This window comes from Deltaproteobacteria bacterium (genome assembly GCA_013151915.1).
Lineage (GTDB): Bacteria > BMS3Abin14 > BMS3Abin14 > BMS3Abin14 > BMS3Abin14 > BMS3ABIN14.
In genome coordinates this window covers 1-13428 of record JAADHJ010000015.1, presented here as the reverse complement: position 1 = coordinate 13428, position 13428 = coordinate 1, and the positions used below count along the sequence as shown (strand labels likewise).

The window sequence follows — 13428 nt, the reverse complement described above, 5'->3', positions numbered from 1 at the left end:
CCCTCAGGGACGTCCCCTGCGGCTTCTTTCGACTATCCTTCTTTGTTATGATTACGCAATTATTGATCCAACCATCAATTTCATAGACATGAAATCTGTAACTATAGGAATTTAAAAGGAAAGAAGCTTAATGAGGCGTTTGAGATGATCATTATGATTTCTTCAGGTTTTGCAAAGAAAACCGACAGGTTAAACCAGAAGGGGTATGAAGGATAACCTTATCACATACAAATCGACAACTTAGCCGCAACCCCACAGATCGTAAGAAAATCCGACATGTTTACACTTTTACCGTCGTTTCTATCGGTCAGGGGCATTAAGCTAAAACATTCCAAAGTGTGCGTGAGGGCAGGCAGGGTTACGCAGGGTATTGGGTCCGGGATTCTGGATTCCTCCTATTTCCAGTACTTCGCCTTGTCCGGAAAGATCCATCTCACTCCGCCCCTCGGGTCCGAGGTGTCCCCCTTGTATCTGGGGATCAGATGAATGTGCAAATGCATGACCGTCTGGCCGGCAGCCTCGCCGTCATTGATGCCTATATTGTAGCCGTCCGGGGAGAACTCCTGGTCCAAAGCCCCCTTCGCCTCGTCCATGGCCTGCAGAATGGCCGCTTTTTCAATGGCCTGCAGCTCGAAGAAGGATCGAACATGGCGTTTTGGAATGATGAGCGTGTGGCCTTTTGAAACAGGAAAACCGTCACGAATGGTGAACGTGTAGTCTGACTCGGATATGATCCGGTCATCAGGAAAAGAGCAAAATGGGCAATCCGGTTTGGTCACGCGGCATTTCCTCGAAACGCGGCTTAGAGCTGACTTGCCACAGCACGGGCCCCCTACATTCAGTTGATACAGCTTCTGTTCAACCAGCCGGGGCAACCCCACCCTAGCTGTAAAAGATCTTCTTGATGCCTTCGAGCTTTTCCACAGCCGCGCTCAACTCCTGGCCAACACGTTTTCGCTGTTGCGTCAGGACCATTTTAATGAAGATTTCGTTCTCCACGAGATCCACCTGGGAGCTTATGCCGGAGGCCTTAAGTCCCAAGTCTTTTACCAGTTCCATGAGCTCATCGAAAAGGTTGTCGCGCCGCTCACCTGTGACAGACAGGGTGAGATAGAGGTCCTTATTTATCATCGAATCAAGTTTGCTGAGGGAAACCAGACTGACGAGGACCAACACCGTGGAGATGACGCCCAAGGAGAAAAATCCCATCCCGAAGGCCATCCCCAAACCCGCCACCACCCAGAGGCCCGCGGCCGTGGTGAGGCCTCTAACCGTGGCGCCCTCTTTGACAATCACGCCCGCACCGAGAAAACCGATGCCGGTGACGATCTGGGCCGCGGTACGGGAAGGATCCAGACGCAGGATGGTTTCAGCACCGTGCATACCGTATTTGAGATAGAAGGCCTCTGAGATGATCATGATGGTGCAGGCGCCCACCGAAACGAGGAGGTTGGTGCGCATGCCCGCGGGGCGTCCATGCTTCTCCCTCTCCAGGCCCACGAGTCCTCCCGCCAGCGCTGCCAGAATCAATTTGATCATGATGGACAGTTCAAAACTTCCCATAAACGAGTTATCGAAAAACATGGTTCACCTCTTTTCCAGTCTGAACACCGGACCGCAACTTCAGTTACCCACTATCCCCATCTTTGTCAGTTTTCTTCCCAGCAGAGATGCCGCGATGACAAGGGTGGATGAGAAAAAGATCATAATGATACCAAGGGCTGACAGCCTGCCCCACAACCCGTCCTCGGCAAAACGCAGGATCTGCACCGCCAGAACCTCCGTGCCCGGCCGGGAGAGCACCACCGAAAGGCTCAGTTCCCGCACGAACATGGTAGCCATGAGGATCCACCCCGAGATGATTCCCGGTATCAGAAGAGGGATGACAATGCGGCGCACTGTCCTGAACCGGCCGGCGCCGCAAACCCAGGCCGACTCCTCCAGGTGGCTGTGTATCTGGACAAAGGCGCTGGAGATAGGCCTTATCCCGTAGGGTAGGTAGGTGGCAATGTACCCGATGAGAAGGGCCCATATGGTCGCGTAAAGGGGAGTGCGTACGAAGAACCACATGAACCCGACCCCGATGACGATACCCGGGAAGGAAAAAGACAGGAAGCTGAGGGACTCCAGGATGCCTGAGGCCACGGTACGCACCTTCACGATGACGTAGGATACGAAGATAGAGAGGATGACTCCCAGGGTCGCTCCCACAACGCCGAGGGTCAGGCTGTTCTTGAGGGCCAGTATGGATATGGGGTCTTTGATCACATCGATCCAATTCTTCCAGCTCATCCTCGCGAAGGCCTTCGCGCTCGGGGCCATGACATATGGGAGCATGGATGTGTAGAAGAGGACCAGCACCGGCAGGACGATGAGAACGAATGAGAGCAGTCCGACAATGGTGAACATCGGGTACTTGTACCCTTTGAGGTCAATGAGGGCTGGCTTGAACCCGCGGCTCGAGATGGTGACGTACTTGCTGCTCTCCGAGGTGAGGTACCGGTACAGGTAGATCAGGACGATGGAAGCGGCCATGGCGCTCATGCCGATGGCGGCGGCCTTGCCGTAGTCGGCGGCAAAACCGGTGGAGATGGTCCGGTAGATGTAGGTGGCCAGAACGTATTTCCTGCCCGGCATCCCGATGATGGAGGGAACCGCGAAGGAAGCCAGGCTTCTGACGATGACGAGGATCACCGACGCCAGTATGGCCGGCCTCAGCACCGGGAGGGTCACCCGGGTAAGGGTGCGCAGGGTCGAGGCCCCGCACACCTTGGAGGACTCCTCCAGAGAGACATCAAAGGCACTCATGGCCGGCGCGATGATGAGGTACGCTATGGGCAGATCCAGAAGGCCCTCCACAAGGATCATCCCGTGCAGGGTGTAGATGTTGAAAAGGGAGCTTTTCAGGCCGAAAATATCCATGATCAGCCTGTTGAGGATCCCGTTGCTGGGGTTTAAAAGGAGCACCCAGCTCACCGCAAAGAGAATGTGGGGGATCATCATGGGGATGATGGAGATGATGCCGAAGAGGAACTTGAACGGGATATTGGTCCGCGTGTTTATGTAGGCCAGGAACAGGGCGAAAATGGTTGCCACGACCGCTGAGCCGAGAGTGAAGATCAGGGTATTGATCAGGATGCCGGCAAGGGCCGGATCGGTGTAGGCCTCCACATACTTTTGGACCGTGAAGACGCCGAAACTTCCAAACCCTTCCGAAAAGCTTCCCAGGACCAGCATGAGGACCGGGCAGACCGTCAGGAAACCAACGATGAGGATGAGAGACGGTGTGAGGGGCACTCTCCTGGTCATGGCGGCCCTCAGGCGGGAAGCAGGAAACAGTAATCCGGGTCGAGGGAAACGAAAACCTCGTCCCCTTTCCCGATATCCACCGCGGGTGGGATAACGGTCGTGAGCAGGGTTTCTCCGATGCGGATCTCCCCTTCGTAGGCCTCACCAACGAAAAGGAGGGTCTCCACCTCGCCTTTGAACACGTTCTTCCCCCCCGCCTCACCGCTGGAAGCGAGTCTCATGAACTCGGGTCGAACGCACACCATGGCCTCCCGACCGGTTTTCAGGTCCTGGCCGTTCAGGCCCTCAATGGATCCGATTCCGGTCCTGATGACAGCGTGGGACCCTTCCAGTCCCTGAACCGTGCCCGGGATGAGGTTGGCCCGGCCGATAAAATCCGCGACGAATGGATGATCCGAGTGGAAATAGATCTTTTTGGGATTCCCCTCCTCCACGATGCTGCCGGACCGCATGACCGCAATGTGGTCGGAAAGGGCCAGTGCCTCGATCCTGTCGTGAGTCACGTAGACAGCGGTGATCTTGAGTTCCGTCAGGAAACTTCGCAGCTCTTTGCGCGTCTCCTCCCTGAGTTTGGCGTCCAGGTTGCTCAGAGGTTCGTCGAAGAGGATGACCTTGGGCTCGGCGACCAGCGCCCGCGCCAGGGCGACACGCTGTTGCTGCCCGCCGCTCAGCTTGGTAGCGGGACGTTTCTCGAACCCTGACAGCTGGACAAAATCGAGCACCCTGGCCACACTTTTCCTGATCTCGTCCTTCGTCGCGTTCCGGTTCTGCAGGGGGAAGGCCACGTTGTCGAACACGTTCATGTGCGGCCAGATGGCGTAGGTCTGGAAGACCATGCCCAGGCCCCGCTTTTCCGGCGGCACAAATATATCCTTTTCCTTCGACCAGACCACATCGCCCCCGATGATGACCTCACCAGCGTCTGGGGACTCCAGCCCGACGATGCACCGGAGCAGTGTTGTTTTCCCACAACCGCTCGGACCCAAAAGGGTGAAGATCTGGTTGGCGGGGATGGTGAGATCCACATTATCCAGGGCCCTGATCCGTTTGCCCTCGGAATAGTAGTCCCTGGTCAAGCCTTTGATATGAATTTCCATGGGTCCTCAACTTGACACTCCCGAGGCTGAGCTGTTCAGCCCCGGGAGTGTGGTCTTTTTTAAATGGTTAGCGGAATTACTATTCGCCGAAAAAAATCTTTTGGAACTTTTTACCCCAGCTCTTGATCTCTTTGTTCGACAGCTGACGGATGGGCAGGACCTTGACCTTGTCCATACCCTCGATGGGCGATTTTACGCCCGGGGTCAGCACGTATTCACCGACCTTGTCGGCAAGCAGCTGCATGGCGTCTTTGGAAAGCCAGTAGTCCATGAACACCCTCGCGGCATCCGGGTGGGGGGCCTTGGCGGCGATAGCTATTCCGCGCGGAGTGCCGAGGAGCGTGTCCACTCTCACCCAATCCAGGGGCGCCGGGGCGTGGGTGATGATATACTTGGGCATGGATATGGCCAGGAGCTTTTCACCACTTTCCACGGGACCCGGGGAAGGCCCGAAGGACTTGACAAACATGGGCTTATTGGCCGCAAGCCCCTTGACGAACTTCATCCACTCGTCTTCGGAGGCGAAGATGTTCGATTCCTTCATCCCCACCAGCCACGATATGGTAGTGGCGTGGGAAGACGGATCGGGCATGACGATCTTGTCGAACCACTTCTTGTCGATCAGGTCCATGTAGCTTTTGGGAACGTCGGCGGGTTTGACCAATTCCTTGTTGTAGATCGGGGCGACGTACTCGATACCGAACTGCATGATCGTGTCGTCCCTGGTCGCCCAGTCGGGATAGCCCGCGGCCGACGGCGACCTGTAGGGGGTGAACACTCCCATATCCTTGAGGGTCTGCATTATAGGCATGGGGGCCTGGAGCACGTCGGCTGTGAGTTTGCCTGCCTCAAATTCCGTGGCCACGGTGGCCAGGTACTTGGAGGTCGAGATACGGGTGTACACACCGTCCACTCCCGTAGCTGCGTTAAAAGCATCCATTATGGGCTCTACCGCTGTGATATTGGCGTAAAAGCTCGCTTTTCCCTCCGCCTTGGCCTTGGCGAGGTCGGCGGCGAAGGACGGTACAGCAAAAAGAACAACCATCAACAGAACTACGAGTTTTTTCATGATCATCTCCTCTCCATCTGAGACTACGGGATATCCCCCTTCAACAACTTTCGACTTCTCTCATCTTCTCAGTATAGCATGTGATGACGCAATGTTTCCACCGCCGCAATGGTGAAAAGACTTGTAGGTACTTCGGAGGCTGCCAAAATTATGGGTATAAGCAGGGTGGTCGTTTTTAAGGAACACTTAAGTTCATCCGGCTAATGTGTACCTTTATTATTTTGCTGTCATTGCGAGGAACATCGAGGGAAACGAGAATGACGCGGCAATCCCGGGCGGAGCTGAAAAGGTCATTGCGGCGCCCTCCGGCCGCTATGGGATCGCTTCCGCCGTCGCCCTACGGGCTATGGCGGACAGGTCGCATGGGTTACAGCTTCCACCGTCGCTCTTCAAGCTATGGCGGGACAGGCGCGATGATAGATGGCGAAATACGGTTCGCGATGACAAATGGTGGGGTATGGTCATCCTTCAGGTACTCATTTTCAGGATGATCCATAAACATTGATGACTTCGCAAAAAGTCATCAAGGCGCTCATCAGGGGCGCCCAAAACTATGTAAAATACGCCTCATGGGATGTCCTGTCGTCCAGCCTGGAGTGGGGACGCCGCTCCTCGCTGGATCGTCTCCAGAAACCTCGACCGGAGCAGATCACTCATGAGAGCCGCCTTGACGGGCGGCAGTTTCAGGATGCCCCCTACGAATCCCCGCATGAAGGCGTGGGTCATGTTTTCCGGCTCGGGGAACAGCTGGTTCTGGAGGGTCCCCCTCTCCAGGGACGCGAGAATGATCCGCTGGAAGATGTTCTCCGGATGCAGGACTCGCTGGGTCCGTTTTACGAGCTTCATGGAGCCGGGTTTGCATTTAAGCGCGCACACTCCGCATCCGAGACAGATGGACTCATCCACCATCGGATCCTTCTTCCTGCCCGAGTCGGGGCCGTTGTTCCCCACCATCTCGATGGCATCGATGGTGCAGGCTATTGCGCAGGCGCCGCAACCGTTGCAGGTGTTCTCATCCCATCGGGCGATAAAGTTGGACGTCACAACGGTGTTGGGGTAGCCGTGCTTGCTGATCCCCTTAAGAGCCTGGCAGCAGCACCCGCAGCAGTGGCACATGAACTCACAACCGTCCATTACGTTGTCGGCGTTGATGACCAGTGCCCTCTCCCTGGACTCGGCCAGGTTTTCCAGCATCTCGGTCCTGGAGATCTCCCTGGCGAGATTGTGCCTTATCATGTAATCGGCCGATCTCCCAAGGGTGGAGCACTTGCCAATGGGGACATCACATTCCTTCTCTCCGTTATGGTGATTTTTGTGGCGGCAGGAACACAGTCCCACGGCGAATCTGTTCGATTCCCCGATGATGGCCGCGGCCTTCTCGTAATCCAGAACCTCGACGTGCTCTAAATCTATTATGGTGTCCTCCCAGGGCATCGTCCGCATCACCGAGATCTTCTCTCCCTTTGCGAAATTGGCCGCCCAGAAGATGTCATCCTTTTCCATGTATTCACTGAAAAGTCTGGACATCTTGACTATGTCGAGGTCCTCCCCTGTCCTCATCATGGTGAACTCGAAGATCCCGATGATCATGGGCGAGGGCATATAGTACCCCCCTCCCCTGATGTAGACATCGATGACCAGACCTTTTTCGGCCAATCCATCAAGGATGTTCCGCAGCCTGGTTTTGTCGTATCCCGTGACCTGGGCGATTTTCTTTAATCGAGACAGCCGGTACGGCATGCGGACGACAACGTCGGCCTCCTCCGGGGAGTAAAGCTCCTTGAGGATTTCGCGGAGGGTCTTGTTCCACGGCGTCCTCACCGAGAGGTTGTCGATCTTCCTGCCCAGATCTCTGTAAATGTCTTTTCCGACCAGGTGCCCCATGTTTTTCTCCGGTTATTCGTTAATTACAGATTCCGCATTCAAAATTCCAGAACAAAAACAACCCCTTGATAGTGGACCTCTTAAATGGGACAGTCTGTTAAAGTATAACAGATGCGATTTTTTTTGGTTGTCGCGGTCGAGCTGCCATCGTCTCCGATGTTGAGAGGGCTGGAACCTGAGGATCTGAGGTGTGACCCCAGGTGGTGCGATACTAAACATAAGGAGTCGTATATGAAAAACGGTTCTGCAAGCAAGTTATCTCTAATAGGATCCGTGTCCTTGGGGACAGGTGTAATGATAGGCGCCGGAATATTTGTGCTTATGGGGCAGATCGCCGAACTGGTGGGAAATTTATTCCCCTTGGCCTTTCTGGCCGGTGCGGTTGTCGTCGGTTTTAGTGCCTACTCCTATGTTAAATTTTCCAACACTTACCCTTCATCGGGTGGTGTTGCCATGTTTACGCGCAAGGCCTATGGGCCCGGCACCATGGCCGGGACATTTGCACTGCTCATGTATGTCTCGATGGTCATCGCCGAGAGCCTCGTCGCGCGTACTTTTGGCGCCTATACGCTCCGACTGTTCGATGTGGAAAATACGACCTTTCTGGTATCCGTGCTGGGTGTGCTGCTGATCGCCGTAGCCTATATCGTCAATATCTCCGGCAATAAGATGATCGAGAGAACCGCCAACATAACCGCTGTTATCAAGATTGCCGGGATTGCCGTGCTGGCTTTGGCTGGACTTGCCGTCGCAGGCTTTCCGTCAGTGAAAAGCTGGGGAGCCGCCGGTCAAGGAGTTGCAACGGGTGGCGGTTTCAATTTTGTCGCCGCCCTCGCCCTTTCCATTCTGGCTTACAAAGGCTTTACTACCATCACCAATCAAGGCGGCGATATCATCGACCCGCACCGTAACCTGGGGCGTTCCATCATCCTGTCGGTCCTCGTCTGTACCGTTATATATACCTTGCTGGCTTTGTCTGTAGCCGGCAGCTTAAGTGTCGAGGAAATCATCACGGCAAAAAACTATGCGCTTGCCGCGGCAGCCAAGCCCGTATTTGGGGAATTGGGCCTCTTGCTCACTGTGCTGCTGGCTATCGTTGCGACCGTTTCGGGTTTGATTGCCAGTGTTTTTTCAGCCTCAAGAATGCTGGCCATGCTCAGCGACATGAAACAACTGCCGAGATTATACCGGGGCTTTAAAAACCCGGGCCTGGTTTTCACAGTCGCGCTGGCTATTGCCCTGACAGTGTTCTTCGATCTGACACGCATCGCCTCGATCGGCGCCATTTTCTATCTGATCATGGATATTGCCGTTCATTGGGGTCTTTTTCGCTATCTTCTCGAGGATACGAAGGCAAATCCTGTTATACCTATAATCGCCATCGTGATGGATGTCGTCATTCTAGGTGCGTTTTTGCTGTTGAAATTTGAAAGTGATCCGCTGGTTATTATCGTTTCCCTGATAGGTTTCGTGGTCATCCTGGTCGCACAACGCCTTTTCATGATAACCCATACCGACAACAGTGGAATAATGCACATGGAAATGGAAATGGATGGTGATACGGAAAGACCTGCAAGCATGGACAAGGACAACATGAATATGGGCTAAATATGATGAAACCGCCCTCCGGTCAGGGCGGTTTTGTGATTTAAGAATGATGACTTCGTAAAAAGTCATCAATGCGCTTACTGAAGGGCGCGCAAATCAATGACTTGCAGCGCAAGTGGATATAAGCAACTTATGGTGTGTTGTCAGAATGCTATTTTAGGGATAGATGGTCATAAGGACCATAAAGTATTGTTTTTCTTCAAAATGGTCCTTGACTTTTAGGTCTCTCTCCCTATAGGCTTGCTTTGCAAGCCTATAGGGAGAGAGACCTAAGTATTAAGCTTGACAGCACTACCCTTACCCGTTATGCTTGCTTATGCAAGCATAACGGGTAAGGGTAGTGCTCCAACCATAACTTTTCGCCGAGAACATGTCCTTGAAACACACTTCTAAAATAGAACCTCTCCCCTCCAGGTGGGATGACTTCTTAAAAGCCCTCTTAAACCGACTGGCAACCCCATCCCCCCCATCTCTTCCTTCCGTTCGCTGCCTGTCTGCATATACACTCTCGCGGATGTTCACTGAAATTCAAAAGGAACAGGCCTTACCTACAACATTTCCTAGCGGTGTCAAGATTCTTAATCACCTGAAAGCAATGGGCTTAGCATCGCGCGTGCCAATTGAAGGTATAAGTAAAAGAGTCCCTTCAAAAGATTTTTATCTTATTGGTATCCATGCTTCACATGATGTGGACGCTGACCCGCTGGAGCTATTGCAGGCCTATAAACAAGAAGGTGTCATTTGTTATTTCAGCGCACTTTTCTACTTCAACTTGACCACTCAAATTCCAACACATCATCACATTGCAACGATCCTCAAACAAAAAAGACGACCTCGATCTGAAATGACAACGGTAACTTTTGAACAACCTTCAAGCGATAACTCCGGGAAACGTGAAAAATTAGGCACCAGAGCGTTTTCGTATCAAGATGTGCCGATCTACTTAACCAAGAGGCAAGAGAATACCATTCCAGGAATTAAACTGAGAGTATTTAACCCACGCACTCAAATTAGAATGACAACAATTGAGCAAACTCTTTTAGACACTTTTCAGTATCCTTATAAATGTGGGGGTCCTGAAGTTATATTTGAGTCATGGAATGCCCATATTAACAAAATAAATGAATCTCTTATTTTGGAATATTTGAAGAAGATAGACATACTTTCTCTTACACGACGGGTCGGTGCAATGTTCGATGTTATGGCGTACAAACCGGACCCGGATCTTGCCCGCTTTCTCGAGGGCACAAGAAGAGAGACTCTGAATATCACGGGCATTGCCGATATCCCCCTCTTTAGAGGCACTCATTATTTACGGATAAATCAAAACTGGAGAATCTTGATACCCTGATGCAGACTCATGGATAGAGAGCAACGAAGCAATTGGATATTTGAAGTTCTCTCCCATATTTTAAAGGCGCTTGGAGGAAATTCCCGCATTAGAGAAAGTCTGATTTTCAAGGGCGCCATGGTGCTCAATCAACACCTGGGAACACCTAGAATGTCCCTCGATATTGACAGCAATCTTGATGCCGAATTTACACGTCAACACCCAGACAAAATAGTTCAGAAGACCTTTCTCGAAGAAAGCATATCGGAAGCATTGACCAGATATTTTGAGGATCAGGACCCGGTAAGATTTAAGGTAAGTCACATACGCGTTGAACCTAATCCTATTAAAGGTCATCCATTGGGATGGGATGCTTTTCTGATAAGAATATCCTTAATTGATTACGAGAAGTTGGGTGTAAGAGACCTACCTGGTCTTAGAGTTGACGTTGCTGCTCCAGAAACCTTGTCAGACGATTCGGTAGTCGTCCTTCCGTTGGGTGATGTCACTGTAAAAGCTTATTCCCTGGAGCGTATTGCAGGAGAGAAAGCGCGCGCGTTTTTGAGTTCTTTACCTGCATATAGAGAAAAGCTTGATAAGCGGCCTAAAGCCATCCGGGTTAAAGATTTGTATGACTTGACACGAATTATCCAAGCCAGGCCAATCAACGATAAGATATTCTGGAAAAAGGCCGGGGAGGAATTTTTTCTGGCAAGTGAATCAAGGTATGTTGATTGTGAAGGGCTTAAAACTTTCAGGGAAAATTGGGAGGTTACAAGCAGGTTGTTTTCTGAAGACCCGATCATACCCACCGACATCAGTATCGCAGATGTTGAAAACACTTTAGTAGCGATTACTGATTACTGGGAGAGCATAAACCTTTTACCTTTCAGTTTTCCTTTGCCGGGATAGTCTAACTCAGCAATTACCGTAGCCCCGATCATTGAGGATGGAATAAAATCTTCATCGTTTTACTTAAGTAAAACGGTTCATCCGGTTAATGCGTCCCTTTATTATTTTGCTGTCATTGCGCTTGTCCCCCATAGCTTCAGCGAAGGGGGAAGACCCGGGTGAAACCGTAGGCGTGGCAATCTCATGCGACTTGTCACGGCGAAGTTCGAAGAACGAAGACGGAAACTGAAAAGGTCATTGCGGCGCCTTCCGGCTGCTATGGGGTCGCTTCCGCCGTCGCCCTACGGGCTATGGCGGACAGGTCGCATGAGTTACAGCTTCCACCGTCGCTCTTCAAGCTATGGCGGGACAGGCACGATGACAAATGGCGGGGTATGGTCCTCATCCAGGTACTTATTTCCAGGATGAACCAAAACCTGAGGATGTGAGGTGCGACCCCAGGAGGGAGGCTTCCCGTTTGCGGGAGAAACGAAGTAGACAGTGACCCGTTTAAACGATATAATCGGGTCAGATAGTAGCCCATTAAAGCAAATTATTTGGGGCAATCTATGACCCGAAAAGAGGGTTTAAATGGTTCAATACATATGGCAAACAAAGACTTGGCCCAATTTCAGATGGAATAGCGACGCACTTCTTCGTCCGCTTGGCAAGTCGCGTCAATTCCAGGGACGGCTCCTGGGAGAAGTCGAATATATCGGTCTTGAGATGAAAGCGGAAGTGTTGACTGAGGAAGCATTTGCAACTGCCGCGATCGAGGGAGAAAAGCTGGATAGAGATTCTGTTCGATCTTCAGTTGCACGACGACTTGGATTGCCGACAGCCGGACTTCCGCCGGCGGAAAGGCAGGTAGATGGATTAGTCGAGATGCTTATGGATGCAACTGTCAACCATGGAAAAAAGCTGACGCCCCAAAGGCTCAAAGGATGGCACGCTGCTCTTTTTCCAACGGGCTATTCCGGTATGAACAGGATCACGGTAGCCGATTGGCGTAAGGGATCAGAGCCAATGCAGGTGGTGTCCGGCCCTTTGGGGAAAGAACGTGTCCACTACGAAGCGCCTCCGGCAAGTGTCCTCAAAGGCGAGATCGGCCGATTCCTCAAGTGGTGGCATTCTTCGTCAGACGAATCCGATGGCCTGGTGCGCGCTGCGGCGGCACATTTTTGGTTTGTGTCTATTCACCCATTTGAGGATGGCAATGGACGTATTGCACGAGCTATCACTGACATGGCTTTAGCTCAAGATGAACAGAAGGACTTTCGTATGTATAGCATGTCGGCCCAAATTAACGCTGACCGCGATGAATATTACGATATACTTGAAAAAACTCAGAAGGGTGACGGAGAAATTACGAACTGGCTTTTATGGTTCCTGATGTGTTTCAACAGGGCAATTCAACGATCTGAAGCTGAAATAAAGGATGCACTGCAAAAAGTAAAATTCTGGCAGCAATGGGTTGAGGTCGTATTTAACGAACGGCAGAAAAAAGTTATCAATCGTTTATTGGAATCGGAGCCGCATGGTTTTGAAGGAGGATTGACCAACAGAAAATATAAAGGGATCACCAGGGTCAGTCGAGAGAGCGCTAAACGAGATATTTCAGATCTGGTCAAAAAGGGAGTCCTGATCAAAAATCCCGGCGGCGGCAGGAACGTCAGTTACAGTCTGTCATGGCCCAGGGATGAATAGTATCTAAAATGGAGCCAACTTGGGTTAGGTAAACCTAGAAGTGTGAAAGGTGAAACCAGAGGATGTGAGGTGCGGCCCCACACACCCTCTGGAAATGGGAGAAGCCGGTGTCTGACAATCATCTTCCCATACACATGTCTGTAAGGGCTTTTCCGGCCTACTGGGTACCGAGGCCCATGCCCGACGATATTAAAGGAAGCCGGGAGGCCGAGAAATTTGCGGGGCCGCCCGCGAGGGCGTCAAGGTCTGTCTGTCCATACCCGGGGAGCAGGACGTGTGGTTCGATGAAAAGGGCATGGTGGTATTTCGTTCGGCAACGGGCAGGGCTGAGCCGGAGCAGGAGTGATCGGATGGGCGGAGAGTTTCTTCAGAGAATTCCCCGATTCTACCCTGTCGCTAATCAGGCTGACCCTTTTTGAGGGGCCACTGCTGAAGGTGGTTGTTGCTGAACTGGGTTAAGATGGGGCTTGGTGTAACAAAGTAATTGGTCTCCTTTTCAAATATGGAAGACCGGGCAAAAGCTTTGCCAAAAG

At 52.0% G+C, this 13428-nt stretch carries 11 protein-coding genes; 5 read left to right on the top strand and 6 right to left on the bottom strand.

Features of this window, described 5'->3' with window-relative positions:
• Positions 1 to 395: 395 nt before the first annotated feature.
• The 5 genes from GXP52_03405 to GXP52_03385 all read right to left on the bottom strand — a co-directional run bounded on the left by GXP52_03405 (position 396) and on the right by GXP52_03385 (position 5475).
• The gene (locus tag GXP52_03405) at positions 396 to 779 is read right to left on the bottom strand and encodes an HIT family protein (GenBank protein NOY86333.1); all 384 of its coding nucleotides are present in this window, start codon (positions 777 to 779) and stop codon (positions 396 to 398) included.
• Between the two features lie 103 nt (positions 780 to 882).
• Positions 883 to 1584, bottom strand: coding sequence for an MgtC/SapB family protein (locus tag GXP52_03400; GenBank protein NOY86332.1), 702 nt, complete (start codon positions 1582 to 1584; stop codon positions 883 to 885).
• Between the two features lie 39 nt (positions 1585 to 1623).
• A complete protein-coding gene (locus tag GXP52_03395) occupies positions 1624 to 3309 on the bottom strand; it encodes an iron ABC transporter permease (GenBank protein ID NOY86331.1) in 1686 nt (561 codons plus the stop codon).
• A gap of 8 nt (positions 3310 to 3317) precedes the next feature.
• Positions 3318 to 4406 (bottom strand): ABC transporter ATP-binding protein, encoded by a 1089-nt coding sequence (locus tag GXP52_03390; protein ID NOY86330.1) that lies wholly within the window; start codon positions 4404 to 4406, stop codon positions 3318 to 3320.
• 79 nt (positions 4407 to 4485) lie between these two features.
• Positions 4486 to 5475 carry an extracellular solute-binding protein gene (locus GXP52_03385; protein ID NOY86329.1) on the bottom strand — a complete coding sequence of 330 codons (990 nt, stop codon included), beginning with the start codon at positions 5473 to 5475 and terminating at the stop codon, positions 4486 to 4488.
• A 205-nt stretch (positions 5476 to 5680) separates the two neighbouring features.
• Here GXP52_03385 and GXP52_03380 point away from each other — a divergent pair, with 205 nt between their 5' ends.
• Positions 5681 to 5980 carry a hypothetical protein gene (locus tag GXP52_03380; protein ID NOY86328.1) on the top strand — a complete coding sequence of 100 codons (300 nt, stop codon included), beginning with the start codon at positions 5681 to 5683 and terminating at the stop codon, positions 5978 to 5980.
• Positions 5981 to 6042: 62 nt separating this feature from the next.
• Here the strand turns inward: GXP52_03380 and GXP52_03375 are convergent, their stop codons facing one another.
• Positions 6043 to 7359, bottom strand: coding sequence for a 4Fe-4S dicluster domain-containing protein (locus tag GXP52_03375; GenBank protein NOY86327.1), 1317 nt, complete (start codon positions 7357 to 7359; stop codon positions 6043 to 6045).
• Positions 7360 to 7590: 231 nt separating this feature from the next.
• On the opposite strand from GXP52_03375, the gene GXP52_03370 reads away from it, so the two are divergent.
• The 4 genes from GXP52_03370 to GXP52_03355 all read left to right on the top strand — a co-directional run bounded on the left by GXP52_03370 (position 7591) and on the right by GXP52_03355 (position 12895).
• Positions 7591 to 8967 (top strand): APC family permease, encoded by a 1377-nt coding sequence (locus GXP52_03370; protein NOY86326.1) that lies wholly within the window; start codon positions 7591 to 7593, stop codon positions 8965 to 8967.
• Between the two features lie 376 nt (positions 8968 to 9343).
• Entirely contained in the window at positions 9344 to 10318 is a 975-nt protein-coding gene (locus GXP52_03365) for a hypothetical protein (protein NOY86325.1), read from the top strand.
• A 9-nt stretch (positions 10319 to 10327) separates the two neighbouring features.
• The gene (locus GXP52_03360; protein ID NOY86324.1) at positions 10328 to 11209 is read left to right on the top strand and encodes a nucleotidyl transferase AbiEii/AbiGii toxin family protein; all 882 of its coding nucleotides are present in this window, start codon (positions 10328 to 10330) and stop codon (positions 11207 to 11209) included.
• A 570-nt stretch (positions 11210 to 11779) separates the two neighbouring features.
• Positions 11780 to 12895: a Fic family protein gene (locus tag GXP52_03355; protein ID NOY86323.1), complete on the top strand. Its 1116-nt coding sequence runs from the start codon at positions 11780 to 11782 to the stop codon at positions 12893 to 12895.
• The last annotated feature ends 533 nt before the right edge of the window (positions 12896 to 13428 follow it).

Coding starts and splice junctions, on each gene's coding strand:
- GXP52_03400 (NOY86332.1), bottom strand. CDS start 1,584: ATGTTTTTCGATAACTCGTTTATGGGAAGTTTTGAACTGTCCATCATG.
- GXP52_03395 (NOY86331.1), bottom strand. CDS start 3,309: ATGACCAGGAGAGTGCCCCTCACACCGTCTCTCATCCTCATCGTTGGT.
- GXP52_03390 (NOY86330.1), bottom strand. CDS start 4,406: ATGGAAATTCATATCAAAGGCTTGACCAGGGACTACTATTCCGAGGGC.
- GXP52_03385 (NOY86329.1), bottom strand. CDS start 5,475: ATGAAAAAACTCGTAGTTCTGTTGATGGTTGTTCTTTTTGCTGTACCG.
- GXP52_03375 (NOY86327.1), bottom strand. CDS start 7,359: ATGGGGCACCTGGTCGGAAAAGACATTTACAGAGATCTGGGCAGGAAG.
- GXP52_03370 (NOY86326.1), top strand. CDS start 7,591: ATGAAAAACGGTTCTGCAAGCAAGTTATCTCTAATAGGATCCGTGTCC.
- GXP52_03360 (NOY86324.1), top strand. CDS start 10,328: ATGGATAGAGAGCAACGAAGCAATTGGATATTTGAAGTTCTCTCCCAT.
- GXP52_03355 (NOY86323.1), top strand. CDS start 11,780: ATGGTTCAATACATATGGCAAACAAAGACTTGGCCCAATTTCAGATGG.